The 21,978-nt window shown below is 71.3% G+C and carries 21 protein-coding genes and 1 tRNA gene; 13 read left to right on the top strand and 9 right to left on the bottom strand.

The features are described from left to right. Positions 1–150: 150 nt before the first annotated feature. Together OG885_RS23420 and OG885_RS23415 are read right to left on the bottom strand one after the other, a co-directional pair. Positions 151–693: a hypothetical protein gene (locus OG885_RS23420; RefSeq protein WP_405734683.1), complete on the bottom strand. Its 543-nt coding sequence runs from the start codon at positions 691–693 to the stop codon at positions 151–153. 57 nt (positions 694–750) lie between these two features. Next, positions 751–1,416 (bottom strand): bifunctional DNA primase/polymerase, encoded by a 666-nt coding sequence (locus tag OG885_RS23415; RefSeq protein ID WP_399953526.1) that lies wholly within the window; start codon positions 1,414–1,416, stop codon positions 751–753. A 492-nt stretch (positions 1,417–1,908) separates the two neighbouring features. Here OG885_RS23415 and OG885_RS23410 point away from each other — a divergent pair, with 492 nt between their 5' ends. The 4 genes from OG885_RS23410 (at position 1,909) to OG885_RS23395 (ending at position 7,749) form a co-directional block, all read left to right on the top strand. After that, positions 1,909–3,420, top strand: a complete 1,512-nt coding sequence (locus OG885_RS23410) for a PP2C family protein-serine/threonine phosphatase (protein ID WP_405742834.1) — start codon at positions 1,909–1,911, stop codon at positions 3,418–3,420. 109 nt (positions 3,421–3,529) lie between these two features. Next, the gene (locus OG885_RS23405; protein WP_405734680.1) at positions 3,530–4,990 is read left to right on the top strand and encodes an aminopeptidase P family protein; all 1,461 of its coding nucleotides are present in this window, start codon (positions 3,530–3,532) and stop codon (positions 4,988–4,990) included. Between the two features lie 94 nt (positions 4,991–5,084). Further along, positions 5,085–6,458, top strand: coding sequence for a PLP-dependent aminotransferase family protein (locus OG885_RS23400; RefSeq protein ID WP_405734678.1), 1,374 nt, complete (start codon positions 5,085–5,087; stop codon positions 6,456–6,458). 46 nt (positions 6,459–6,504) lie between these two features. Next, positions 6,505–7,749 (top strand): MFS transporter, encoded by a 1,245-nt coding sequence (locus OG885_RS23395; protein WP_405734676.1) that lies wholly within the window; start codon positions 6,505–6,507, stop codon positions 7,747–7,749. A 105-nt stretch (positions 7,750–7,854) separates the two neighbouring features. Here the strand turns inward: OG885_RS23395 and OG885_RS23390 are convergent, their stop codons facing one another. The 4 genes from OG885_RS23390 to OG885_RS23375 form a co-directional block, all read right to left on the bottom strand. After that, positions 7,855–8,694: a triphosphoribosyl-dephospho-CoA synthase gene (locus OG885_RS23390; protein WP_405734674.1), complete on the bottom strand. Its 840-nt coding sequence runs from the start codon at positions 8,692–8,694 to the stop codon at positions 7,855–7,857. A 9-nt stretch (positions 8,695–8,703) separates the two neighbouring features. Then, positions 8,704–9,651 carry an intradiol ring-cleavage dioxygenase gene (locus OG885_RS23385; RefSeq protein WP_405734672.1) on the bottom strand — a complete coding sequence of 316 codons (948 nt, stop codon included), beginning with the start codon at positions 9,649–9,651 and terminating at the stop codon, positions 8,704–8,706. A gap of 114 nt (positions 9,652–9,765) precedes the next feature. Then, complete coding sequence (locus OG885_RS23380; RefSeq protein ID WP_405734670.1) at positions 9,766–10,326, bottom strand: GNAT family N-acetyltransferase; 561 nt, start codon at positions 10,324–10,326, stop codon at positions 9,766–9,768. A 67-nt stretch (positions 10,327–10,393) separates the two neighbouring features. Continuing rightward, a complete protein-coding gene (locus tag OG885_RS23375) occupies positions 10,394–10,843 on the bottom strand; it encodes an ATP-binding protein (RefSeq protein ID WP_405734668.1) in 450 nt (149 codons plus the stop codon). Positions 10,844–11,075: 232 nt separating this feature from the next. Between OG885_RS23375 and OG885_RS23370 the strand changes: the two genes are divergently transcribed. The 9 genes from OG885_RS23370 to OG885_RS23330 all read left to right on the top strand — a co-directional run bounded on the left by OG885_RS23370 (position 11,076) and on the right by OG885_RS23330 (position 20,881). Continuing rightward, positions 11,076–11,894, top strand: a complete 819-nt coding sequence (locus tag OG885_RS23370; RefSeq protein WP_405734666.1) for a hypothetical protein — start codon at positions 11,076–11,078, stop codon at positions 11,892–11,894. Positions 11,895–12,040: 146 nt separating this feature from the next. Then, the gene (locus tag OG885_RS23365; protein ID WP_405734664.1) at positions 12,041–12,793 is read left to right on the top strand and encodes a YcnI family protein; all 753 of its coding nucleotides are present in this window, start codon (positions 12,041–12,043) and stop codon (positions 12,791–12,793) included. A gap of 92 nt (positions 12,794–12,885) precedes the next feature. Beyond that, positions 12,886–13,539: an SCO family protein gene (locus OG885_RS23360; protein ID WP_405734662.1), complete on the top strand. Its 654-nt coding sequence runs from the start codon at positions 12,886–12,888 to the stop codon at positions 13,537–13,539. Further along, positions 13,536–13,985 (top strand): copper chaperone PCu(A)C, encoded by a 450-nt coding sequence (locus OG885_RS23355; protein WP_405734660.1) that lies wholly within the window; start codon positions 13,536–13,538, stop codon positions 13,983–13,985. Before OG885_RS23360 ends, OG885_RS23355 begins: the two co-directional genes overlap by 4 nt. Positions 13,986–13,998: 13 nt before the next feature. Next, positions 13,999–15,933, top strand: coding sequence for a copper resistance CopC/CopD family protein (locus tag OG885_RS23350; RefSeq protein WP_405734658.1), 1,935 nt, complete (start codon positions 13,999–14,001; stop codon positions 15,931–15,933). Between the two features lie 6 nt (positions 15,934–15,939). Continuing rightward, positions 15,940–17,232 carry an iron uptake transporter deferrochelatase/peroxidase subunit gene (gene efeB, locus OG885_RS23345; protein WP_405734656.1) on the top strand — a complete coding sequence of 431 codons (1,293 nt, stop codon included), beginning with the start codon at positions 15,940–15,942 and terminating at the stop codon, positions 17,230–17,232. Positions 17,233–17,265: 33 nt separating this feature from the next. Beyond that, positions 17,266–18,198, top strand: coding sequence for a prephenate dehydratase (gene pheA, locus OG885_RS23340; RefSeq protein ID WP_405734654.1), 933 nt, complete (start codon positions 17,266–17,268; stop codon positions 18,196–18,198). A gap of 584 nt (positions 18,199–18,782) precedes the next feature. Beyond that, a complete protein-coding gene (serS, locus tag OG885_RS23335) occupies positions 18,783–20,060 on the top strand; it encodes a serine--tRNA ligase (protein ID WP_405734652.1) in 1,278 nt (425 codons plus the stop codon). Next, on the top strand, positions 20,057–20,881 hold the full coding sequence (locus OG885_RS23330; protein ID WP_405734650.1) for an HAD family hydrolase: 825 nt from the start codon (positions 20,057–20,059) through the stop codon (positions 20,879–20,881). Before serS ends, OG885_RS23330 begins: the two co-directional genes overlap by 4 nt. 18 nt (positions 20,882–20,899) lie before the next feature. Here the strand turns inward: OG885_RS23330 and OG885_RS23325 are convergent, their stop codons facing one another. The 3 genes from OG885_RS23325 to OG885_RS23315 all read right to left on the bottom strand — a co-directional run bounded on the left by OG885_RS23325 (position 20,900) and on the right by OG885_RS23315 (position 21,898). Next, entirely contained in the window at positions 20,900–21,292 is a 393-nt protein-coding gene (locus OG885_RS23325; protein ID WP_405734648.1) for a hypothetical protein, read from the bottom strand. 25 nt (positions 21,293–21,317) lie between these two features. Continuing rightward, positions 21,318–21,402: transfer RNA gene (locus OG885_RS23320), tRNA-Ser, on the bottom strand. A gap of 262 nt (positions 21,403–21,664) precedes the next feature. Beyond that, positions 21,665–21,898: a hypothetical protein gene (locus OG885_RS23315; protein WP_399953480.1), complete on the bottom strand. Its 234-nt coding sequence runs from the start codon at positions 21,896–21,898 to the stop codon at positions 21,665–21,667. Positions 21,899–21,978: the final 80 nt, after the last annotated feature.

Genomic DNA, 21,978 nt, shown 5'->3' with positions numbered 1-21,978 from the left:
GTGTCCGGAAAGCCGACGAACTTCCGAGATCGAATTTGCGAACAGCCGATCTCTTGTTACCGTTCGAGTAGCCCGGTTGCTGGTGCATCCCCCGTCGCCAGCAACCGGGTCTTTCTCTGCCCGCCTCCGTTCACGGACCGCTGGGGCACGTCAACTGCCGTCAGACGCCGAAGAGTTGCTTCCGGAACGCAGCAGCAGCGGCCCGCTTCCCGCCTCCCCTGCGAACTCCGCGACCGCCGTGTAGGCCTCCGGTCCGCCCCGGGTGGGCTCCCGGGGTGTCTCACAGGTCCCCGGCTCGTCCCCCGCGCCCACGGCACAGCGCATCTGCACGGTCCGGTCGTCCGGGCCCATGAGGCTCAGCACCGAGTCCAGCGCGCCGCCGGTGACATTGCGGTAGTAGGTCCGCGCCCAGGTCTCCTCGCCCTGCGTCAGCACACAGGTCTGCGCCTCGATGCCGTCCGCGGAGGTGAGTTCGGGCCCGCAGCGCGCGGCGGTGGCGAGTCCCAGGCCGAGCAGCAGGGGGGAACGGGAGGGCGCGGCGGACGGCGCCTTGTCGTCAGAGGACCGGTCCTGTCCGGACGGTCGTACAGCCGCACGGACGTCGTCTCCCACCTGCCCCGCGGACGCCACGGCCAGCGGCAGCGCGACCGCGCATGCCACGACGCCCGAGAGGGCGAGGAGACGAAGGTTCATGGAAGGGGACGATAACGACCAGGCGCGCACGGCTGGTTCCGTGCGCGCCCGACACCCCTACAACTCGGGCGCGCTCACACCCGTACGAGTGAGGGCGTCGACCACCGCGTCGACCACGGCCTCCACGTCGGGCACCCACGGAGAGGCCGAGCCGGGCAGCGGGGCGCGCTCCCAGCGGATGGCGCCGTGGCCCGTCTCGGACGGGGGCAGGGCGAGGTAGCCGCCCTCGCCGTGGAACCGCAGCGAGCCGGGGACGAAGTCCTTGGCGTACAGCAGTTCGCCCAACTGCTCCATGGAGTACGGCTTGACGAGGATCGACCAGCGGTGGTGCGAGGCGATCACCGGGCCCAGGCGCATGCCCTGGCGGTCGAGGGCTGTGAGCGCCCGGGAGGCCGCGAGGGCCGGCAGGGAGACCGCGCAGGGGGCCGGTCCGCCGGTGGCCAGGACGATCGGGGCGGCGGGCCGGTTGGTCCACCACCAGCGCACCATGCGCTCGTCGGTCGTGGCCGCGAGGAGGCCCGGATCGAAGGGGTGCGCCCCGGGCACCGTGCACTCGGGGTCGGGACACGAGCAGCGGGCCCGGCCCTGCGGGTCCGGTGCCGCGCCCGGGAGTACGGGCCACTGCCATTCCGTCGCGAAGGTCAGGGCCGCGCTGATCAACTCAGGCCCCCCGTCGTTCCGCTTGGACAGGAGCCTGCGTGCCTTTCCGAGGATCTCGCGCATGAGCGCTCGTTCCTTTCCGTTGCACCGCTGGCAACACCGTGGGCCACATCACACCATGTGTCGATCACTGCACTGTGCGTACCTGTTGGCGCATCACACCCCTGTCCGAGACAAGGGGAACCCCTATGGGCCGAACGTCGGCTGCGTCCACGGCAGCCGGGCCCACACTGCATCTATCAAAAGCATGGGCGTGGCGTGGGGGTGGCGAAGTCTGGCGTTTGCCGTCCCGCGTGTATCTCTTCGCCTCCGCCACGGGAGGATGGGGCTCGGTCGTCGGTGGCTAAGACGCCCGGGTCCGTCACCAGGTTCCGGGAGGTTGTCAACCACCCCTGGCCTTCTCCGAGTACGTACCCATCACGACCGCTGTGACGCTCTGTGGAGCAAGGCCAGTCGACCGCAATAAGGCGTTACCTGAGTTAGTTTCAAGCCAACTTCGCTTTTCGGCAAGGGGTGCACCGGTGACCCATGGACACCAGGAATCCCGGCAGGACAATGCTGGACATCCCCTCACGAGTGCGTGTACATGTGGAGACACTGCTAGCGGCGCAGAATGACATGGGGGTTTGCGATGCTTTTGAGCAATACGCACCGGTCGGAAAGCCGGACGCCATGAACGCCCCTCACCCTCCGAAAGTGGCCGGAATCGATTCAACGGTTCCCTCGCCCGCACACACTGTCGCGCCCGCGCCCGTAGCCCCGGACACCTCATCGACCCCTCCACCGGGCGCCCCGGGAGCCCTGCTCCAGGACCGGCTCGCCGGCTGGGTCTCCGACCTCACGACCCTCCATGAACTCACGGAACGGCTGGCCCGCACGGACGCACTCGCGGACGCCCTGACCGAACTGCTGGGCGCCGGAGCCACCCTGGTGGGCGCCCGGCGCGGTCTCGTCGTCCTGGAACCCGGCGACGGACTCGGCCCCGACACCACCATCGGCCTCGGCCTCGCCCGGGCCGACCTCGGTCACATCGAGACGGTGCCGCGCAGCGTCATGTCGTACGGCCGCATCCTGGAGGGACTGCCCGACGGCGACGGCGAGATCACCGAGCCCGACCTGTTCGCCGAGGACGGCCTCGACCCCCGCCACCGCGAGGTCGCCGCCCGCCTCGGCTACGCCGCGAGCTACGCGCTGCCCCTGTCGTCGGACGCGGCGGGCCGCCTGGGCGCCGCCGTGTGGCTCTACGACGAACCGGCCGAGCCCTCCGAGCGCCAGCGCCATCTCGTCGGCCTGTACGCCCGCTACGCCACCGAACACCTGGCCCGCGTCGTCGAGGTCGAGCGCACGCGCGCGTCCATGGCGACGATGGCCGAGGAGCTGCTGCCGTCCCGGCTCCCCCGCGTCGCCGGTGTCCAGCTCGCCGCCCGGCACCGCACCGGCCCGCGCGGCGGCGGCGACTGGTACGACGCGCTGCCGCTGCCCGACGCGGCCCTCGGCCTCGCCGTCGGCTCGGTGACCGGCTCGGGCCCCAGCGCGGTCGCCGCGATGGGCCGGCTCAGAGCGTCGCTGCGGGCGTACGCCGTCATGGAGGGCGAGGACCCGGTCGCGGTCCTGTCCGACCTGGAGCTGCTGCTGCGCCTGACCGAGCCCGCCCGCTCCGCCACCGCCCTGTTCGCCTACTGCGAGCCCGCGCTGCGCAAGATCACGCTGGCCGGTGCCGGGCACTGCCCGCCGCTGCTGGTCGGCGAGCGGCGCACGGAGTTCGTGGAGACGTCCGTGTCGGCGCCGCTCGGCATGCTCGCCTGCTGGGAGGCGCCCAGCGTGGAGCTGGTGGCCGAACCCGGAGAGACGGTTCTGCTCTACACCGACGGGCTGCTGCACCGCACCGGCGACGCCACCGACCGCGCCTTCGCCCGGCTGCACGCGGCCGCCGCCGGAGTGCCCAGGGCGCTGCGGCACGACCCGGACGCGATCGCCGACCACGTGCTGCGCACGGTGCTGCCGGACGGACTGGACGCCGCGGACTCCGACGAGGACGTCGTGCTGCTCGCCGCCCGTTTCGAGTAGCGCCCCGTGTAACGCCGGCAGCGGCGTGTAACAGGCCTTCCGGCCCTGGGCCCCCTTCCGTACGACCGTACGATGGAGGAGGTCCAGTGCCGTATCGAGGAGGATGACCGTGGCCGACGAGCTCACCCCGGAGACCCCGGAGACTGAGTCGGAAGAGCCCATCAAGCAGCGGAAGAACGGCCTGTACCCGGGCGTCTCCGACGAGCTCGCCGAGAACATGAAGTCCGGCTGGGCCGACACCGAGCTGCGCGACCTGGAGCCGATCGCCCAGGCCGCCGAGACCGCGGCCCGCCGTGCGGCGCTCTCCGCGCGTTTCCCGGGCGAGCGGCTGGTGATCCCCGCGGGCAACCTGAAGACCCGCTCCAACGACACCGAGTACGCCTTCCGGGCCTCCGTGGAGTACGCGTACCTCACCGGTAACCAGACCGAGGACGGCGTCCTCGTCCTGGAGCCGGTGGGAGACGGGCACAAGGCGACGATCTATCTGCTGCCGCGCTCCGACCGTGAGAACGGCGAGTTCTGGCTCTCCGGCCAGGGCGAGCTGTGGGTGGGCCGCCGGCACTCCCTGACCGAGGCGGAGAAGCTGTACGGCATCCCCGCCGCCGACGTCCGCGAGCTGCCCGACGCGCTGCGCGAGGCAACCGGCCCGGTGCGGGTCGTACGGGGCTTCGACGCGGGCATCGAGGCCGCGCTGACCGACAAGGTCACCGCCGAGCGCGACGAGGAGCTGCGGGTCTTCCTCTCCGAGGCGCGGCTGGTCAAGGACGACTTCGAGATCGGCGAGCTGCAGAAGGCCGTCGACTCGACCGCGCGCGGCTTCGAGGACGTCGTGAAGGTCCTCGACAAGGCCGAGGCGACGAGCGAGCGCTACATCGAGGGCACGTTCTTCCTCCGCGCGCGGGTCGAGGGCAACGACATCGGCTACGGCTCCATCTGCGCCGCCGGTCCGCACGCCTGCACCCTGCACTGGGTGCGCAACGACGGGCCGGTGCGCTCCGGTGACCTGCTGCTGCTCGACGCGGGCGTCGAGACGCACACGTACTACACCGCCGACGTCACGCGCACGCTGCCGATCAACGGCCGCTACAGCGAGATCCAGAAGAAGATCTACGACGCCGTGTACGACGCCCAGGAGGCCGGCATCGCCGCCGTGCAGCCGGGTGCGAAGTACCGGGACTTCCATGACGCCGCGCAGCGGGTGCTGACCGAGCGGCTCGTCGAGTGGGGTCTTGTCGAGGGGCCCGTCGAGCGGGTGCTGGAGCTCGGGCTTCAGCGGCGGTGGACGCTGCACGGGACCGGGCACATGCTCGGCATGGACGTCCATGACTGCGCTGCCGCGCGCGTGGAGTCGTATGTCGACGGCACGCTGGAGCCGGGGATGGTGCTCACCGTCGAGCCCGGGCTGTACTTCCAGGCCGACGACCTGACCGTGCCCGAGGAGTACCGGGGTATCGGGGTGCGGATCGAGGACGACATTCTGGTGACCGTGGACGGTAACCGGAACATGTCCGAGGGGCTGCCTCGGCGGTCCGACGAGGTCGAGAGCTGGATGGCTGCTCTCAAGGGCTGAGGATTGTCCTGAAGGCCGGGTACCAGTGGGGTGCCCGGCCTTTCGTCACGTTGTGCGGGTGTGTGGGGGCTGGTCGCGCAGTTCCCCGCGCCCCTTGGGGGTTGCAGTGGACCTGCATATTGAGCTGATCGCTGCTGAAGGGCGGCGGTCGGGGCTTGAGCGTGCCCTTCGTGATGCCGTGCGCGATGGGCGGCTCGCTCCTGGGGCCCGGTTGCCCGCTACTCGGCGGCTGGCCGAGGAGCTCGGGGTTTCTCGGGGGACCGTCAAAGCGGCCTACGACCAGCTTGTCGCCGAGGGGTATCTGACCGCTCGGCAGGGGTCGGGGACACAGGTGGCGTCTCTTCCGGTCGGCGATGCCGAGGCCGCGCCCGTCGCCTCACGCGCGCGTGCGCCTCGGTTCGATCTGCGGCCGGGGAGTCCGGATGTCGGGGCCTTTCCCGCGGCGGCCTGGTTGCGTGCGTTGCGGCGGGCCATCGCCACGGCGCCCTCGCTGGCGTACGACTACGGAGATCCGCGCGGGCGCATCGAGCTGCGGACCGCGCTGTCTGGGTATCTGGGGCGGGCGCGTGGGGTGGTCGCGCCGCCGGAGCGGATCGTGATCACCTCGGGGTATGTGCAGGGGCTCGCGCTGCTCACGCGCGTGCTCGACGGCGGCGAGGTCGCCATGGAGGATCCCGGGCTGGCCTTCCACCGGGAGGTGGTGCGCCGGGGTGGCGGTCGGGTCGTGCCGGTGCGGGTGGACGAGAAGGGTGCCTGCGCGGGGGAGCTGGGGGACGCGCGGGCGGTCGTGCTGACGCCGGCGCACCAGTATCCGACCGGGGTGACGCTCCATCCCTCGCGGCGGCGGGCGGTCACCGACTGGGCACGCGCGCGGGGCGGGCTGATCGTCGAGGACGACTACGACGGCGAGTTCCGCTACGACCGGCAGCCCGTCGGCGCGCTCCAGGGCATGGCGCCCGGGCACGTGGTCTATCTGGGCACCGCGTCGAAGACCCTGGGGCCCGCGCTGCGGCTCGGCTGGATGGTGCTGCCGCCGCACCTGGTCGACGCGGTCGCCGACGCCAAGCTGCACAGCGATCACCACACCGAGACCATCGGCCAGCTGGCACTCGCCGAACTCATCGACAGCCATGCCTACGACCGCCATGTACGGGCCTGCCGACTGCGGTACCGGCGACGCCGGGACCAACTGCTGCACCGGCTCGGGACGGGGCGGGCGGTGCGGGGGATCGCGGCCGGGCTGCACGCCCTCGTGGAGGTCGCCGACGAGAAGGAGACCCTGGCGCGGGCCGAGGCGGCGGGGCTCGCGGTGGGGCGGCTGGACGACCACTGGCACTCGCCGGACGACGGAGACGGGCGGGCGCAGGGGCTGGTCGTGGGATACGGGACGCCACGGGAGCGGGCCTATCCGCAGGCCCTGGAGGTGCTGGGGCGAGTGCTCGACGGATTGGGTCAGGAAAGGCGCTGAGAAGTGGGCCTGTCCGTCGGTCCAGTCGGCTTCTAACGTCGGTCGTATGACGAACTCACTCGTCCCGCCCCGGGGGCCGCAACGCGTCCTCGCTCTCGCCCAGTTGACCAACGCCGTCGGTGACGGTGCCTTCCTCGTGACGTCGGCGCTCTACTTCACGTACGTCGTCGGCCTCGACCCCGGGCGCGTGGGGCTCGGGCTGACCCTCGCGTGGGCCCTCGGCGCGGTGGCGGGGGTGCCGCTGGGGCGGCTCGCGGACCGATGTGGAGCGCGCGGGACGGCGGTGCTGCTGGCGGTGGTGGCCGGGGGCGCGGTGGCAGCGTTTTTGTTCGTCCACGGGTTCGCGCCGTTCGTCCTGGCCGCGTGCGTCTATGCCGCCGCGCAGTCGGGGCTGGCGGCGGCCCGGCAGACGCTGTTGGCGGGGCTGGTGCCCGCCGGGGAGCGGACGGGGCTGCTGGCGCATCTGCAGTCGGCGTTCAACGCCGGTCTGGCGGTGGGTGCGGGGCTGGGCGGGCTGGCGCTTCAGGCCGGGACGCGGGCGGCGTATCTCGGGGTGTTCGCGGTGGACGTGCTGAGCTTCGTGGTGTGCGCGGGGGTGCTGCTGCGGCTGCCTTCGCCGACGTCTTCGCAGGCGCCTCGTGCCGGTACGCGGAAACGTCACGGCCTCGCCGTCCTGCGCGACCGGCGGTATGTCGTCGTCACGCTCCTCAACACCGTCCTGCTGCTGCGGATGCCGCTGCTCAGCCTCGCGCTGCCGCTGTGGATCGCGGAGCGGACCCACGCGCCGGCCTGGCTGGTCTCCGCGCTGTTCGTGCTCAACACCGGGGCCGTGATGCTGTTCCAGGTGCGCATGGCGCGCGGGGTCACCGGGCTCGCGTCGGCCACGCGCGCGGTGCGGCGGGCGGGGTGGGTGATGCTGGCCGCGTGCACGGTGTTCGCGCTGTCGGCGGGCGGCTCGGCGTGGGTGGCCGCCGGGGCGCTGGTCACCGGGGCGGTGCTTCAAGTCGTCGCGGAGATGGGGCAGTCCGCCGGGTCCTGGCAGCTGTCCTTCGAGCTGGCGCCGGCCGACCGGGTCGGCGAGTACCAGGGCTTCTTCGGCACCGGCGTGACGGTGGCCCGGACGCTGGGCCCGCTCGTGCTGACGACGCTGCTGCTCGGGTGGGGCACGGCCGGATGGCTGCTGCTGGGAGCGGCGACGCTCGTGGCGTCGTACGCCATGGGCCCGGCCGCGCGGCGCCGGGTCGCCGTCACCCAGCCGGAGGCGGGCCCGCGGCCGGTGCTCGTCAACTGACAGCAGCCGCTGGTCGTCAAACGACGGCAGCCGCTGCTCGTCAGCCGACAGGTGGCCGAGGCGAGGGGTGGCCGCCCGGAACGGGTCCGGGCGGCTGTCCGGCGTTCAGGCGGCTGCGGCCGGTGAACCGGCGCGTACCGGAAGCGAGTCCAGGAACAGCGCCCCCGCCAGCAGCCCCGCGCTGCCGCGGGGGCTCCACGCGCGCGTGCGCAGGTCCTCGTCGAAGGCGGCGAGGGCCGTCGCGCCCGCCGCCGTGGCCGTGCCGCCCGCTTCCAGGACGCCGCGGGCGCCGGCCTGGACGTGACGCAGGCCAAGTGGACCGGCGGTGTAGAGGAGTTCGGTGTCCTGGAGGGTGGACATCACGGTGAGCAGGGCGTCCAGGCGGGCCTCCGCCTCCGTGGCACCCGCCTTGCGGGCGGCGGCCAGCGCGTCCAACGCCCGCCGTACGTGCGGGAATCCGGCCCGCGCCTCGCCACGCGCCCCGGCCGCACCGTACTTCGCCGACACCGACGAGCCGCGCGACGGGCGCCGCGGGGCCCGTTTGTCGGGGTGCCGGGCGATGCCCTTGGCGGTCGCGGCGACGTCCCAGCCCGTGCCCCCGGGGTTCAGGGCGGCCGCGGCGACCAGCAGGCCGAGAGCCCACAGGGCGCCCCGGTGACCGCCGCCCGCGAGGCCCACCGAGTGCTCGGTGCAGCGGCCGATCGCGCCGAGTTCGCCGCGGAGTCCGGGAGTCGGCTCGCCGGTGCGGCGGGCGGCGGCGGCCATGGCCGCGAGGCCGGGTACGAGCGCCTTCGCCGACCAGCGCAGGGCGCAGTGGTCCAGGCGGGTGGTCCGTGCGTCCAGGTCGCGCGGATCGGGCAACCCGGGCTTGGGAGCCAGGGCCAGCTGCCCGGTCAGCGCGGTCACGGCGGCATGCGCCAGCGCTTCGTCCTCGCGGCTGCTCATGGCCGTACCTTACGAGGACGCCGAGGTCGAGGCAGTGGCACTTTCGGACGGAGCGTCGGACGGCGGTTCGCCGGTCGGCGCGCCGCTCGGGGGCGTGCCGCCGCCACCGCCGCCGCTGCCCGCGCCGGTGCTCTCGGCGTCGGGGTCGATGCCGAGGGTGAGGAAGCCCTTGTAGCCCTTGGACGGGTCCTTCTTGTGCACGGCCTTCAGGGTGAGCAGGCCGCTGGAGGCGCCACCGCCGTCGTACACCATGTCGTTGTCGAGGGTGGTGTAGCTGCCGGAGTGCTTCGCGTACGGCTCCAGGGTGAAGATCTCCTGGGCGATGTCGTCGTCGAAGAAGAACTGGCCGGTGTAGTTGACCTTGCCGCCCTCGTAGGTGCCGTCCTCCTTCTCGCCGCCGGTGTGGACCTTGACGTGGATGTGGCAGGTGCGCGGGGTGTACCAGCCCGGAAAGATCGTCTCGAACTTGACCACCCCGTTGCCGTTGGCGATCTGGTAACCGCGCAGGTAGGTGGCGTCGTTGGCGGTCGAGCCGTCCTCGCTCTCGGCGGGGGCCGAGCCACCGGGGTTGGCGGTGGTGTAGCCGGAGTAGTAGCCCCAGGCGTCGCAGTGCCAGATCTCCACGGCCGCGCCGGGGACCGGGGTGCAGCCGTCGGTGGCGTCGACGACGGTCAGGCGCAGGGTGAGCGGGACGCCGCTCTTGCCCTCGGTGATGTCCTTCCTCACCAGGGCGCCGTCGAGGTAGTACGGGCCTTCGGTGACGCTCGTCATGAGCGTCATGCACGCGCTGCTGGTGCTGGTGGCCGACGCGGTGGCGGTCGCGTCGGCGGTGCTCTCGGTGTCGGCGAAGGCCGACTGGTAGCCGGCGATGGCCAGACCGCCCGCGGCGACCGTGCCGCCCGTCACGGCGATGGCGCGCCGCCGGGTGATCGTCTTGTCCTTGTGGTTTCCCGTCATGATCAGGAAGTTAGGGACGGTGTCCGTCAGCGGGATCGGAGGACGCTGAGAGCTGCCTGTGAATGCTGAGGAAGCTGAAGTTCCCTGCGTTCACCGGCGCTTACGCGGCTTTTGTCACATCCGGGGATCGTCGTCGTGCAGGATCCTCTGGAACATCCGGTGGTCCCGCCACTCGCCGTCGATGGCCAGATAGCGCGGCGCCAGGCCGATCCGCTCGAAGCCGCACTTCGCCAGCACCCGCTGCGAACCCGCGTTGTCCACGAGCGTGGTGGCCTCGATCCGGTGCAGCCCGACCGTCTCCCGGGCGACCGCGCACACCCGCTCCACCGCGGCCGTCGCCAGCCCCCTGCCCTGCTGGTCGGCGGCGATCCAGTAGCCGAGATAGGCGCTGCGGAAGGGGCCCAGGACGATCCCGGTCAGCGTGATCGCCCCCACGATCCGCCCGTCGGCCTCCAGGTGCCACGGCACGAGCCGGCCCTCCGCGAACTCCCGGAGCCTGGCCTCCAGGCGTATCCGCTGGTCGCCGACCGTGAAGAAGTCCTCGGGGCGGCGCGGCTCCCACGGCTGGAGGTGCTCGCGGTTGTCGACGTAGGCGGCGCACAGCGCGGCGGCGTCGCCGGGCGCGGCGAGCCGCATGACCACACCGCCGGGGAGCACTTCGGGCTCGATCTCCATGCCGCGACCCTAACCAGAGGCACTGACAACGGCAGTTGGATCGCGCGGACACCGCCGGCGGGCGGCCCTAGACCGCCATGAGCGGAGCGTCCTTCTTCCACTTGAGGATCTTGTCGAAGCTCACCACCGCGCCGCCCCGGCCGGGCTTGTTGCCGATGTGGACGTGGTCGGCGAGTTCCTGGATCAGACACAGCCCTCGGCCGTTCTCTGCCTCGCTGGGCGCGCGGCGCAGCGCCGGGGAGGGCCGGGTGAAGCCGGGGCCGGAGTCGGCGACCTCGATCCGGCACTTCTCGCCGTCCAGATAGGCCGTGACGCGATACGCCTCCGAGGTGCCGCCGTGCCCGGTGTCCCCGCCGTGCTCGACGGCGTTCGCACAGGCCTCGCTGAGGGCGACGGAGAGGTCGTAGGAGATGTCGGGGTCGACGCCCGCGGTCTCCATGGTGCCGAGCAGCAGCCGCCGGGCGAGCGGAACGCTCGCAGCCTCGCGCCGCAGATGGAGTGACCACCAGATGCTCATGCTCCAGCCTCCCGGCCGCGGCTCGACATACCGTTACCTATTGCCGCCCGTGCCCGGGTGTAAGCACACTGTTGACGTGACGCCGCCCATATGGGGGATGCGTAGGGGGCGTTGAATGGGGTATGTGGGGCCGGTTCGCCACAGAACGTGATCTTCCGGTCGTAGGCCCCGTACGTCATCTTGTGGACCTGCCGTATGGCCACGGTAAGGCCAGTGCGATGATGAGCCCGCCATGACTGCCCCCCACCCCCCTACGGCGCGCACCGGAACCGGACTCCGGGTCCTGCGGGCCGCGGTGTTCGCCGCGGTCTGCGTCGTGCTGGCCGCGGGCGGGCACACGCTCGCCTCCTGCGCCACGGTTCCGCTGTGGACCCTGGGCGCGGGCTTCCTCGGGGTGGTCGCGGTCGTGGCACCGCTCGCCGGACGCGTGCGGTCGCTGCCGGGCATCGCGGCGCTGCTCACGACCGGACAGGTCGTACTGCACGCGCTGTTCGGACTGGGCCAGCACACCACCACGGCCCCTGCGTCCTCCATGTCCCCCATGCCCTCCATGTCCGACGCCTCACTCGTGGAGCAGGCCGCGCGGCTGGTCTGCGGGACCACCATGGCGGCGATCAGCCCCGCCCAGGCGGCCCGCATCCTGACCGAGGCGCGCCTCTACCCGGGCACGCACACGCACATGGACATGTCCGGGGGCGCCACCTCGGGCGGTACCTCCGTCTCGCTGCTGCCGTCCCTGCCGATGCTGCTCGGGCACGTCCTCGCGGCCCTGGCCGCCGGCTGGCTGCTGCGCCACGGCGACCTGGCCCTGCTGCGGCTGGCCGAACTGTCGGCGCACGGGGTCGCCGAGGGAGCACTCGTACGGTCCCTGCGCGGGGCGCTCGCCCTCGTGCGCGCCCTGCGGGCCGGCCTGCCCGGCGCACCGCTGACCGGCCCGGCGCTGCCGCGCACCGCGCTGCTCGCGCCGCCCACACCCCGTACCACCGCACTCCAGCACACGGTGATCAGGCGCGGCCCCCCGGCCGCAGACGCTCTCGTCCTCGCCGCCTGACACGACGCGCGCCACTTCCCGGGAAGGGGAGGCCGCCGTCGTGCGGCCCACGTACGCGTGCCCGTGTCCGACTCCGTCGGCACCTCCACGCGCGCGTACCCCTCTTCATCACCGGAATCACCTCTCGAAGTGGAGTGCCCCTTTTCATGAAGACCTCTCGTGTCGCCGCCGTCGGCGCCCTCACCGCCTCGGCCGTCGTCGTCCTGTCCTCCCCCGCGTTCGCCCACGTCAGCGTGCAGCCCGAGGGCGCCGCGGCCAAGGGCGGCTACGCGGTCGTCGACTTCAAGGTGCCGAACGAGCGCGACAAGGCCTCGACCACCAAGCTCGAGGTCACCTTCCCGACCGACCACCCGCTCGCCTCCGCGATGCCGGAGCCGATCGACGGCTGGGACGTCAAGGTCACCAAGGCCACGCTCGACAAGCCCATCGAGATGCACGGCGAGAAGATCGACCAGGCCGTCTCCAAGATCACCTGGACCGCCACCGGCAAGGGCATCCAGCCGGGCTTCTTCCAGAAGTTCCCGGTCTCCGTCGGCGCCCTCCCCGAGGACGCCGACGAACTGACCTTCAAGGCGATCCAGACGTACTCCAACAAGGAGGTCGTCCGCTGGATCGAGGTCCAGCAGGACGGCCAGGAGGAGCCGGAGAACCCGGCGCCCGTGCTGACGCTCTCCGAGGCCACCGAGGACGGCCACGCGCACGGCTCGACGGACGCCGAGAAGACCTCCGACGACTCCAAGTCGGCCGAGAACACCGCCGCCGAGACCGCTGCCCCCGCCGACAGCAGTGACACCACCGCCCGCGTCCTCGGCGTCGTCGGCATCGTCGTCGGCGCTCTCGGGGTCGCCTACGGCGTGCTCGCCGGCCGCCGCCGCACCACCCCGGGCACCGACGCCTGAGTCCGACCGTCCGCGCGTCGCACCGGGGGTAGCACGGCCGCCCGTACCGCCCCCGGTGCACGCCGGAGCACTCACATCTGGGACATTTCTCTATGCGCAAGAAGACGTTCGCCGCGGCCGCGCTGCTCGCCGCCGCCTCCCTGACCCTGACCGCCTGCGGCAGCGGTGACGACACCGGCTCACCCGTCTCCGTGGTCTCCGAGGACTCGGCCAACACCAAGGCCGCCATCGTCCTCGACAAGCCGTTCGAGAAGCCGGACCTCGTCCTCACGGACACGAACGGCAAGAAGTACGACCTCCGCGAGCAGACCGAGGGCCGCCCCACGCTGATCTACTTCGGCTACACCAACTGCCCCGACGTCTGCCCCACGACCATGAGCAACATCGCCGTCGCCAAGAGCAAGTTGCCCAAGGCCCAGCAGGACGCACTGCGGATCGTCTTCGTCACCACCGACCCCGACCGGGACACCCCGAAGGCCCTCGGCAAGTGGCTCAAGGGCATCGACTCCCAGGTCGTCGGCCTCACCGGCGACTTCGCCACCATCCAGGCCGGCGCCCGCACCCTCGGCATCACCATCGAGGCACCGCACAAGGACAAGAACGGCAAGATCGTCTCGACCCACGGCACCCAGGTCGTCGCCTTCTCCCCGAAGACCGACGGCGGATACGTCCTCTACACCGAGGACGCCACCGTCGACGACTACATCAAGGACCTCCCCAAGCTCGTCAAGGGACAGACCCCGTGAGGCGCACCGCCCTGCTCGGCGCCGGCCTGACCGGGATCCTGCTGCTCACCGGCTGCGGTTCCTCCGACGACGGCGAGGCCGAACTGTCCGTCGCCGGCGCCTACATGCCGCAGCCGGTCTCCGACACGATGGCCGCCGGCTTCCTCACCGTCACCAACAAGGGCGGTACGAAGGCCGAACTGACGTCCGTGACCAGCGACCTCGGCGAGGTCACCATGCACGAGACCGTCGACTCCGCCATGCGGCAGGCCGACCGCCTCGACGTACCCGCCCACGGTCAACTCGTGTTCAAAAGCGGCGGCACCCATCTCATGTTCGAGAAGCTGAAGCACCAGCCCAAGCAGGGCCAGACCGTCTCCGTCGAACTCCACTTCGCCGACTCCGACCCGGTCACCGTCGAGATGCCGGTGAAGTCCGCGACGTACACCCCCAAGACCGGGCACTGAGGGAGGCACCACCTTGACGCAGACCATCGCCCCCCGCGTGCGGGTCCTCGTACTGCTGCTCCTCGCGGCCACCGGACTGCTCCTCGCCGGCGCCGGACCGGCCTCCGCGCACGCCGCGCTGACCGGCAGCGACCCCCAACAGGGGACGGTGGTCGCCAAGGCCCCCGACCAGGTCTCGCTCACCTTCTCCGAGAAGGTCGCCATGTCCGACGGCTCGCTGCGGGTCCTCGACCCCAAGGGCAAGCGCGTCGACGAGGGCAAGCCGGCCAACGTCAGCGGCACCACCTACGCCGTCTCCCTGCACAGCGGCCTGCCCGACGGCACGTACACCGTCACCTACCAGGTCGTCTCCGAGGACAGCCACCCCGTCGCCGGCGCCTACACCTTCTCCATCGGCGCCCCCTCCCAGACCAGCGTCTCGGTCTCCGACCAGACCGCCGGCGGCGGAGTCGTCGGCTGGCTCTACGGCTTCGGCCGCTACGTCTCCTACGCCGGCTTCATCGTCATGGTCGGCGGCGCCGCCTTCGTCCTCGCCTGCTGGCAGCGCGGCTCCGGAGTACGGGCCGTGCAGCGGCTCGTCGTCTCCGGATGGCTCGCGCTCGCCGCCGCCACCCTTCTGCTGCTGCTCCTGCGCGGCTCCTACACCGGCTCCGGCACCTTCGGCGACGTCTTCGACCTGAGCCTGCTCGGCCAGGTCCTACAGACCAAGACCGGCGCCGCGCTCGTCTCCCGACTGCTGCTGCTCAGCGCGGCCGCGCTGTTCATCGCCGTGCTCTTCGGGGCCTACGACAAACGCGAGGACGAGGAGAAGCGCGACCTGACCTTCGGGCTCGCGATCGGCGGCACCGTGGTCGCCGCCGGACTCGCCGCGAGCTGGGCCATGGCCGAGCACGCCTCCACGGGCCTCCAGACGGGCATCGCGATGCCCGTCGACGTGCTCCACCTGCTCGCCGTCGCCGCCTGGCTAGGCGGGCTGTGCGCCCTCCTCGTGGCGCTGTACCGCGCGGACACCCCCATCGAGCGCTCCGCCGTACGCCGCTTCTCCACCCTCGCCTTCACCTCCGTCGTCACCCTCGTCGCGACCGGCGTCTACCAGTCGTGGAGGCAGCTCGGCTCCTGGTCCGCCTTCACCGACACCACCTACGGCCAGTTGCTGCTCGTCAAGATCGGGCTCGTCGCCCTGCTCGTCGGCATCGCGTGGATCTCACGGCGCTGGACGGCACGCCTGGGGGACACGGCGGCGGTCGTGATCGCGAAGGATGTGTCGCCAGCGGACGAGGCCGACGCGGACGAGGCCGACGCGGACGAGGCTGTCGTACGGGAGAAGGCGCACGTCAGCGCGGGGGCGGCCGGCGCCGACTCCGGGCGGGCCGCCCAGCTCGCCCGGCAGCAGGCCGCCGTCGACACCGCCCGGCGCAAGCGGCAGCGGGACGCCGACCCCGACCGGTTCGGACTGCGCCGCTCGGTACTCGCCGAGGCGGGCGTCGCCGTCGTCCTGCTCGCCGTCACCACCGTGCTGACCCAGACCGAACCCGGACGCACCGAGGAAGAGGCCAAGGCCGCCACGTCCTCGTCCGCTTCCTCGTCCCCTTCTGGGGACACGTCCTCCGCGGTCACGTTGGACATCCCCTTCGACACCGGCGGCGAGGACGGCAAGGGCATCGTCCGGGTCGACCTCAACCCCGCGCGGGTCGGCGCCAACGAGATGCACGTCTATGTGGAGCGCCCCAACGGGCGTGCCTTCGACGTGCCCGAGGTGAAGGTGTCCTTCACCCTCGAGGCCAAGAACATCGGACCGCTGCCCGTCACCCCCGACCGCATCACCACCGGCCACTGGACCGCCAGCGGGGTGCAGCTCCCCATGGCGGGCGACTGGAAGGTCGCCGTCACCGTGCGGACCTCCGACATCGACCAGACCACCGTCTCCAAGAACGCGCAGATCGGCTGAACCACCATGGCTGACCAGTCCATCCCGGAGGCCCGGACCGCCGAGAGGGCAGTTAATGACGGCGTTGCGGAAAACGCCCTCCCCAAGGAGGGCCTTTCGCGACGCCGACTGCTGGGCTCCGCCGGTGCCACCGGGCTCGTGCTCGGCGCCGCCGGCGGAGCCGTGGGGTACACCGCCCGGCCCGCCGAGGCCACCCCGCTCACCTCGCTCGGCGCCGAGGAGGCGATGTTTCACGGGAAACATCAGCCCGGCATCCTCCAGGGCCTCCAGGCCCGCGGGCACCTCGTCGCCTTCGACCTGGCGGCCGACGCGGGCCGCAAGGGCGCGGCGGCCCTGCTGCGCCGCTGGTCGCAGACGGCCCGGCGGCTGATGGCGGGCGAGGCGACGGCGTCCGGCGACACGGATGTCGCCCGTGACGCCGGCCCGTCCGCGCTGACGATCACCTTCGGCTTCGGGCACAGCTTCTTCGCCCGGACGGGGCTGGAGAAGCAGCGGCCGGTCGCCCTCGACCCGCTGCCCGCCTTCTCCTCCGACCAGCTCGACCGGGCGCGCAGCAACGGCGACCTGTGGGTACAGATCGGCGCCGACGACGCCCTGGTCGCCTTCCACGCCCTGCGCGCGATCCAGAAGGACGCGGGCGCCGCGGCGAAGGTCCGCTGGCAGATGAACGGCTTCAACCGCTCACCGGGCGCCACCGCCCAGCCGATGACGGCACGCAACCTGATGGGCCAGATCGACGGCACCCGCAATCCGAAGCCGGCGGAACCGGACTTCGATGGCCGGATCTTCGTCCCCGCGTCAGCAGACCCCGCGTGGATGGCGAACGGCTCCTACGCCGTCGTACGCCGTATCCGCATGCTCCTCGACGACTGGGAGCAGCTCACGGTGAAAGCGCAGGAGCAGGTCATCGGGCGGCGCAAGGCCAACGGGGCGCCCCTGACCGGGGGCTCCGAGACGACCGCGATGGACCTGGAGAAGACGGACGCCAAGGGCGACCTGGTGGTCCCCCTCAACGCCCACTCCCGGATCACCCGGCCCGACCAGAACGGGGGCGCGGCGATGCTCCGCCGCCCCTGGTCCTTCCACGACGGCATCGGCACGGACGGTGTCCCGGACGCGGGCCTGCTCTTCGTCTGCTGGCAGGCCGACCCGCTGCGCGGCTTCGTCCCCGTCCAGCGCAAGCTCGACCGCGGTGACGCGCTGTCCCGGTACATCCGCCACGAGTCCAGCGGGCTCTTCGCGGTGCCGGGCGGGGCGGCGGAAGGGGAGTACGTGGGGCAGGGGCTGCTGGAGGGATGAGGGGCTCCGCGGCACTGAGGCTAGGGTGAGGTCATGCCAGCGAGCTATGCGTATCTCGGTCCCGAGGGCACCTTCACCGAAGCCGCTCTGCGCAGGCTTCCGGAGGCGGCCACACGGGAGCTGATCCCGTACGTGTCCGTGCAGTCCGCGCTGGACGCGGTGCGGGCCGGGGAGGCCGAGGCGGCGTTCGTGCCGATCGAGAACTCCGTCGAGGGCGGCATCACCACCACCCTCGACGAACTGGTCGCGGGCGCACCCCTGACGATCTACCGCGAGGTGCTGCTGTCGATCACCTTCGCGCTGCTGGTGCGTCCCGGCACCAAGCTCTCGGAGATCAAGACCGTCTCCGCGCACCCCGCGGCCCAGCCGCAGGTCCGCAACTGGCTGAAGAAGAACCTCCCGGACGCCCACTGGGAGTCCGCCGCCTCCAACGCGGACGCCGCCCGGCTGGTTCAGCAGGGCCAGTACGACGCCGCCTTCGCCGGTGAGTTCGCCGCGGCCCTGTACGGCCTGGAGGCCCTGGAGACCGGCATCCACGACGCCGAGAACGCCCAGACGCGCTTCGTACTGGTCGGCAGGCCCGCCCGGCCCGCCGCACCGACCGGCGCCGACAAGACCTCCGTCGTGCTGTGGCAGCGCGACGACCACCCCGGCGGCCTGCGCGACCTGCTCGGCGAGTTCGCCACCCGTGGCATCAACCTGATGCTGCTCCAGTCCCGGCCCACCGGCGCCGGCATCGGCAACTACTGCTTCTGCATCGACGCCGAGGGCCACATCTCGGACCGCAGGGTCGCCGAGGCCCTCATGGGGCTCAAGCGGATCTGCCTGGAGGTCCGGTTCCTCGGTTCGTACCCACGTGCGGACGCCTCCGAGGGCGAGGTGCGCCGACCGCTGCGCGGAACCTCGGACGACGAGTTCGTGGCGGCGTCGGACTGGGTGGCGCGCTGCCAGGACGGGCGTTTCTGACCGGCGTCCCGCAGGCGACTCGCAGGTTTCCCGCAGGTTTCCAGCCGCTCTTACCTGCATATTTTCGTTATCCACAGGCGTTATCCACAGGCTGCCTTCTCGACCTGGGGACAAGTCGACACGGAACCCCTACCTAGTCGACAAATCGGCCTACAGCGCCCAACTTCGTCCACAGCCCCACAGGTCACCCTTCGTCCACCCGTTTCCATCGATCAATCCTTTGGAGCGACCCATTTCCACTCGAAAGTGGGCGTGAAGACGGTTTGGAACGGGAATTCTTCGCCCGGCACCCCCGGATCGGAATGATCAATTCCGAAGTCCACAGATCTTTCGCACAGCCTGTGGATAACTCATTCGGGGTGTGGATTCCTGTGGACAGAGCCCGGCCGGAGCCGCCCTCAAATCCCGTTCTCCGCAAGGGAGTCCAGTCAACCAGGCACCCGGAACCTGCTTCGTTCCAGGGAGTGAGACACCTTTTATTGACACGGGTGAACACACAGGGCAATTCCCCCATAACGGTACGTAAGGCGTAGTTCGGAATAGTGAGTCGTGGGCTCACATCCGGCACCGGTAGCCTTGAGCGCGTGATTGACCTTCGCCTGCTTCGTGAGGACCCCGACCGAGTGCGCGCGTCCCAGCGCGCCCGTGGAGAGGACGTCGCGCTCGTCGACGCTCTCCTGTCCGCCGACGAGCGGCGCAGGTCGTCCGGCGTCCGCTTCGACGAGCTGCGTTCCGAGCAGAAGTCGCTCGGCAAGCTCATCCCCAAGGCCACTCCGGAGGAGCGGGCCGAGCTGCTCCAGAAGGCGGAGCAGCTCAAGGCCGACGTCAAGGCCGCCGAGGCCGCGCAGAACGAAGCCGACGACGAGACCAAGCGCCTCGCCCTCCAGCTCGGCAACCTCGTCCACCCCGACGTGCCCGTCGGCGGCGAGGAGGACTTCGTCGTCCTGGAGACGCACGGCACCATCCGCGACTTCGGCGCCGAGGGCTTCGAGCCCAAGGACCACCTGGAGCTCGGCGAGGCGCTGGGCGCCATCGACGTCGAGCGCGGCGCGAAGGTCTCCGGCTCGCGCTTCTACTACCTGACCGGCGTCGGCGCCCTCCTGGAGCTCGCGCTCGTCAACGCGGCGATCGCCCAGGCCACCGAGGCCGGCTTCGTCCCGATGCTCACCCCCGCGCTGGTCCGCCCGCGCGCCATGGAGGGCACCGGCTTCCTCGGCCAGGCCGCGGAGAACGTGTACCACCTGGAGAAGGACGACTACTACCTGGTCGGCACCTCCGAGGTCCCGCTCGCCGCGTACCACATGGACGAGATCCTCGACGCCGACCAGCTGCCGATGCGCTACGCCGGCTTCTCGCCGTGCTTCCGCCGCGAGGCCGGCACCTACGGCAAGGACACGCGTGGCATCTTCCGCGTGCACCAGTTCGACAAGGTCGAGATGTTCTCGTACGTCGCCCCCGAGGACGCCGAGAACGAGCACAAGCGGCTCCTGGACTGGGAGAAGCAGTGGCTGACCGGCCTGGAGCTGCCGTTCCAGGTCATCGACGTCGCCTCCGGCGACCTGGGCGCCTCCGCCTCCCGCAAGTACGACTGCGAGGCGTGGATCCCGACCCAGGGCAAGTACCGCGAGCTGACCTCGGCGTCCAACTGCGACAGCTTCCAGGCCCGCCGCCTCTCCGTCCGCATGCGCGACGGCAAGAAGGTGCAGCCGCTGGCGACCCTCAACGGCACGCTGTGCGCCGTACCGCGCACGATCGTGGCGATCCTGGAGAACCACCAGCAGGCCGACGGCTCCGTCCACGTCCCCGCGGTGCTGCGCCCGTACCTGGGCGGCCGTGAGGTCCTGGAGCCGATCGCCAAGTGAGCGACGCGCCTTCGACCCCGGCCGGGGGATTTCCGTACCGGCTGATCGCGACCGACCTCGACGGGACGCTCCTGCGCTCCGACGAGTCGGTCTCGGACCGCACCCGTGCCGCGCTCGCCGCGGCCACGGCGGCCGGTGCCGCGCACATCGTGGTGACCGGCCGCGCGGTCCCGTGGACCCGGCACATCCTCGACGACCTCGGCTACGAGGGCCTCGCGGTGTGCGGGCAGGGCGCGCAGGTGTACGACGCCGGCGCGCACCGGCTGCTGACGTCCGTGACGCTGGACCGGCAGCTGGCCGGGGTGGCGCTCGCGAAGATCGAGGCGGAGGTCGGTCCGCTGTATCTGGCCGCCAGCCGGGACGGGTTGGACGGGGAGGTGCTGGTGGGGCAGGGCTACGCGCTCACCGGCGATCTGCCCGCCACTCCCTTCACGGACTCGGCCGATCTGTGGACCGCGCCGCTGAACAAGATCTACATACAGCATCCGGAGCTGTCGGACGACGAGCTGGCGGAGGCCTCGCGGCAGGCGGCGGGCGGGTTCGTGAACGTCGCCATGGCGGGCGCGGGCATCGTGGAACTGCTGCCGCTGGGGCTGTCGAAGGCGACGGGACTGTCGCTGGCGGCACGCCGGCTCGGTCTGAAGGCCGCGGACACGATCGCCTTCGGTGACATGCCCAACGACATCCCCATGTTCGGCTGGGCGGCTCGGGGCGTGGCCATGGCCAACGCCCATGAGGAGCTGAAGGCGGTGGCCGACGAGGTGACGTCCTCCAACGAGGAGGACGGGATCGCCGTGGTGCTGGAGCGGTTGCTCGGCTGAGGGGCGCTAGGACGGGCTCTAGGAAGCGTCGGTGAAGCGGCTGAAGCCTGCTTGCAGGGTGTGGAAGGTGACCGTACCGCCGCCTAGCATCTCTGCCTTGCGGCGGAGCTGCTCCGCCGCTGCCGGGCTCGGTCGGCCGTAGACGTCGATGGAGTTCATGCGGATGAGCTCGCGGAAGGCGCGGAGCTTGGGGCCGCCGAGTTCCATGTGGAGTTCCAGCGAGGCCGGGTCGGGGTGGACCGCGATCGTCGTCATCGTGGACTCGGACTCGTCGATGTAGAAGCGGTAGGCGATGAGCTGCGGTTCGCGGGCCTCGATGAAGTCGGCCAGCTCGCGCATGCCGGCCCTGACCTCGGCGAGTCTGCCCTCTCGGATGTCCGAGCGGTCGATGTAGTGGATGGGTTCCGCCATGGCGCCTGAACTTAGTTGCGTCTTGCGGAGGATGCACGGATCGAACGTGCGCGGAGTTTCCCCCGACCTCGGCTTAGCAAGCCGGTGCCTTGCCTCTCGGCCAATCCTCCGGGTGGGCGGCCCACGCGAGAGCGACATCGCGTGCTCGAAGCGGCCGCCCCGGGCAGTTCCGGTGCGGTGGACTCGACGGTGGGGTAACTACACCGGAGTCCTCCGCGGACTGCCCTGAAGGGTGCTCGACGGACTGCCGTGCATGGACATCGCCGAACACCTCCCCGGTCAGTGGCGCCGGTCGGTCCCGGCCGCTTGGACACAACCATCGTGCCTGTACGCCGAGTTGGGCGCCACCGAATTAATCGGCCGGCTGTTCCCCTACTTGCGCCACCACCTGCGGCGGGCTCTGCTGAAGAACCAGCCCGCCGGCGGCTCGTCGGAGCGCCAGGGCTGCGGTTCGGGGGCCTCGTCGCGCCAGCGGGCGGCGAGCATACGGGCGCGGGCGGACGGCTCGGAGGTCTCCGCGGAACGTATGAAGTCCTCGTCCAGGACGAGGTCGTTCCAGGTGTCGTCCCCGGAGCGTGCCTGTCGGTCGTCGTACGCGTCCGCCATCCCCGTTCCTCCTAGTCGTACATCCCCGTCTGCCCAGTTTGCCTGGGCAGACGTGAAGCCCCAGTCAATAAGCGCGGCGT

The sequence above is a fragment of the Streptomyces sp. NBC_00028 genome (assembly GCF_045041065.1).
Taxonomy (GTDB): domain Bacteria; phylum Actinomycetota; class Actinomycetes; order Streptomycetales; family Streptomycetaceae; genus Streptomyces.
The sequence above is the reverse complement of the archived record's forward strand: the minus strand, read 5'-3'. Positions and strand labels throughout refer to the sequence as shown.

What these genes read in the sequence shown, in the direction of transcription:
- OG885_RS23360 (WP_405734662.1), top strand. Translation starts at nt 12,886, where the DNA reads ATGCGCAAGAAGACGTTCGCCGCGGCCGCGCTGCTCGCCGCCGCCTCC.
- OG885_RS23370 (WP_405734666.1), top strand. Translation starts at nt 11,076, where the DNA reads ATGACTGCCCCCCACCCCCCTACGGCGCGCACCGGAACCGGACTCCGG.
- pheA (WP_405734654.1), top strand. Translation starts at nt 17,266, where the DNA reads ATGCCAGCGAGCTATGCGTATCTCGGTCCCGAGGGCACCTTCACCGAA.
- OG885_RS23395 (WP_405734676.1), top strand. Translation starts at nt 6,505, where the DNA reads ATGACGAACTCACTCGTCCCGCCCCGGGGGCCGCAACGCGTCCTCGCT.
- OG885_RS23315 (WP_399953480.1), bottom strand. Translation starts at nt 21,898, where the DNA reads ATGGCGGACGCGTACGACGACCGACAGGCACGCTCCGGGGACGACACC.
- OG885_RS23325 (WP_405734648.1), bottom strand. Translation starts at nt 21,292, where the DNA reads ATGGCGGAACCCATCCACTACATCGACCGCTCGGACATCCGAGAGGGC.
- OG885_RS23390 (WP_405734674.1), bottom strand. Translation starts at nt 8,694, where the DNA reads ATGAGCAGCCGCGAGGACGAAGCGCTGGCGCATGCCGCCGTGACCGCG.
- OG885_RS23385 (WP_405734672.1), bottom strand. Translation starts at nt 9,651, where the DNA reads ATGACGGGAAACCACAAGGACAAGACGATCACCCGGCGGCGCGCCATC.
- OG885_RS23380 (WP_405734670.1), bottom strand. Translation starts at nt 10,326, where the DNA reads ATGGAGATCGAGCCCGAAGTGCTCCCCGGCGGTGTGGTCATGCGGCTC.
- OG885_RS23415 (WP_399953526.1), bottom strand. Translation starts at nt 1,416, where the DNA reads ATGCGCGAGATCCTCGGAAAGGCACGCAGGCTCCTGTCCAAGCGGAAC.
- OG885_RS23375 (WP_405734668.1), bottom strand. Translation starts at nt 10,843, where the DNA reads ATGAGCATCTGGTGGTCACTCCATCTGCGGCGCGAGGCTGCGAGCGTT.
- OG885_RS23365 (WP_405734664.1), top strand. Translation starts at nt 12,041, where the DNA reads ATGAAGACCTCTCGTGTCGCCGCCGTCGGCGCCCTCACCGCCTCGGCC.
- OG885_RS23410 (WP_405742834.1), top strand. Translation starts at nt 1,909, where the DNA reads ATGCTGGACATCCCCTCACGAGTGCGTGTACATGTGGAGACACTGCTA.
- efeB (WP_405734656.1), top strand. Translation starts at nt 15,940, where the DNA reads ATGGCTGACCAGTCCATCCCGGAGGCCCGGACCGCCGAGAGGGCAGTT.
- OG885_RS23420 (WP_405734683.1), bottom strand. Translation starts at nt 693, where the DNA reads ATGAACCTTCGTCTCCTCGCCCTCTCGGGCGTCGTGGCATGCGCGGTC.